The organism is Roseateles albus (assembly GCF_028595345.1).
GTDB classification, from domain to species: domain Bacteria; phylum Pseudomonadota; class Gammaproteobacteria; order Burkholderiales; family Burkholderiaceae_C; genus Paucibacter_A; species Paucibacter_A albus.
Map to the genome: position 1 here is coordinate 1 of NZ_JAQQXT010000037.1, position 1,735 is coordinate 1,735.

1 protein-coding gene and 1 pseudogene are annotated in these 1,735 nt (G+C 66.3%); both read right to left on the minus strand.

Going from position 1 to position 1,735, the window contains the following annotated elements; genetic code table 11:
• Positions 1–164, minus strand: a pseudogene (locus PRZ03_RS23785) (ATP-binding protein); the annotation flags it as partial.
• Complete coding sequence (gene istA / locus PRZ03_RS23790; protein WP_273602574.1) at positions 161–1,651, minus strand: IS21 family transposase; 1,491 nt, start codon at positions 1,649–1,651, stop codon at positions 161–163. The pseudogene PRZ03_RS23785 and the gene istA, both read right to left, overlap by 4 nt.
• Between the last annotated feature and the right edge of the window lie 84 nt (positions 1,652–1,735).

A 1,735-nucleotide genomic window follows, 5' to 3' on the forward strand; every position in this document is an offset into this window, starting at 1 on the left:
ATTGAGCGCACCTGCCGCTCGGCCCCTTCGGCCTTCAGCAACTGGTCCACCAGCGCCTCGGGCTCCAATGCGGCATGTCGGCAGTGCGCGAGCAGCTCGGGCCAGTTGGCGGCCATGCCGTGCAGCTTGAGTGCCTTCAGGCGCGTGACGATCTCGGTGCTCATGGGCGTGTCTCCCTCAGTCGGTCGTAGCGCTGCACATCAGCGCGGGGCTCTTCCTTCAGGCTCGGCGTGCTGGTCTCGACCGGCGCAATCTGGCCGTCCTTGAGTCGGGCCAGCACATTGAGCACATGCTCGGCGCTGGGCCGCCCGGCCTCCAGTGCAAGATCCGCGGCCACCAGCACCGCGTCCAGTCCGTGCACCGGCACGGCGGCCAACACCTGCGTCATGACGCGATCGCCGCCAGGATGGCGCAGCAGGTGCCGCTGCAAGGTCTGCAGCGCCTCGGGCATGGTCTTGAACGGGGCGCCATTGCGCAGCGCGCCAGGCTTGGTCTCCACCAGCTCGATGTAGTGCTGCCAGTCGTAGAAGGTCAGGTCGCGCTCGAAGCTGCGCGCATGGCGCGCGACCTGCACGCCCTCGGCCACAAGCTCTACATGCGCGGGGTAGACGCGCAAGCTCAGGATCGCGTTCACATGCCGGGTGGGCACGCTATAGCGGTTGCGCTGGAAATGGATCAGCCCGGTGGCCGACACGCGCACCTGGTGCTCCACGTAGCCGTTGAAGGGCTTGGGACAGGGCATCAGCCGTGCCTGCTCGTCCTGCCAGACCTCGGCCACCGTCAGTGCCGGCCACTCCGGATGGTGGTTCTCCTCCCAGCACTGGCGACAGCGCTGAGCCAGCCACTCGTTGAGGCTGGCGAAGTCGGGCCAGCGCCGCTCGGCGGCCTCGCGCCAGACCTGGCGACGCCTGTCCTGCACGTTCTTCTCGACGATGCCCTTCTCCCAGCCCGAGGCGGGGTTGCAGAACTCAGGCTCGAACAGATAGTGCGAGCACATGGCCTGGAAGCGAATGTTGACGCTGCGCAGCTTGCCGACGCCGACCTTGTCCACGGCCGTCTTCATGTTGTCGTAGATGCCGCGACGCGGCACACCGCCGAAGGCCGCAAAAGCCCGGGCGTGGGCATCGAACAGCATCTCGTGACTCTGCGTCGGGTAGGCGGTCAGCCAGAAGGCGCGTGAACTCGCCAGCTTGGTGTGCGCCACCTCCAGCCGACGGCGCAGCCCGCCGACGAAGAGGTACTCGCAACTCCAGTCAAACTGGAACGCGTCACCCAGCTCGAAGCTCATCGGCACGAAGGCCGCCCGCCGCGGTGCATTGGCCTGCTGCTCGCGCCATCGCCGCACCCACACCACCACCCGCGGGTAGCTGCCGGCAAAGCCGAGTGCCCGAATCTGCTCGAATAGCGCCTTGGCTGTGCGCCGCTCCCGCACCGGTCGATGCAGGTCGGTGCGCAAGGCCGACTCCAGATGCTCCGCCCACGCATCAAGAACGCTCGTCTGCGTGCGCTTGGGGTACTTCGGCTCAGTCTCGCCTTCGCGGCGCAACCACTGCTTCACCGTATTCCTGCTCAGCCCGGTTCGCCGACTGATCTCTCGGATGGACAACCCATCCCTCAGGTGCATTCTCCTGATCTTGGCCAACATGCCCACGTTAATCACTCCTGATTCCCCGCTCAGCCTTGAGCAGGACAGTGTCGATACATGGGTCAGTTTTGCGCGATCGCGGCCCTTGCA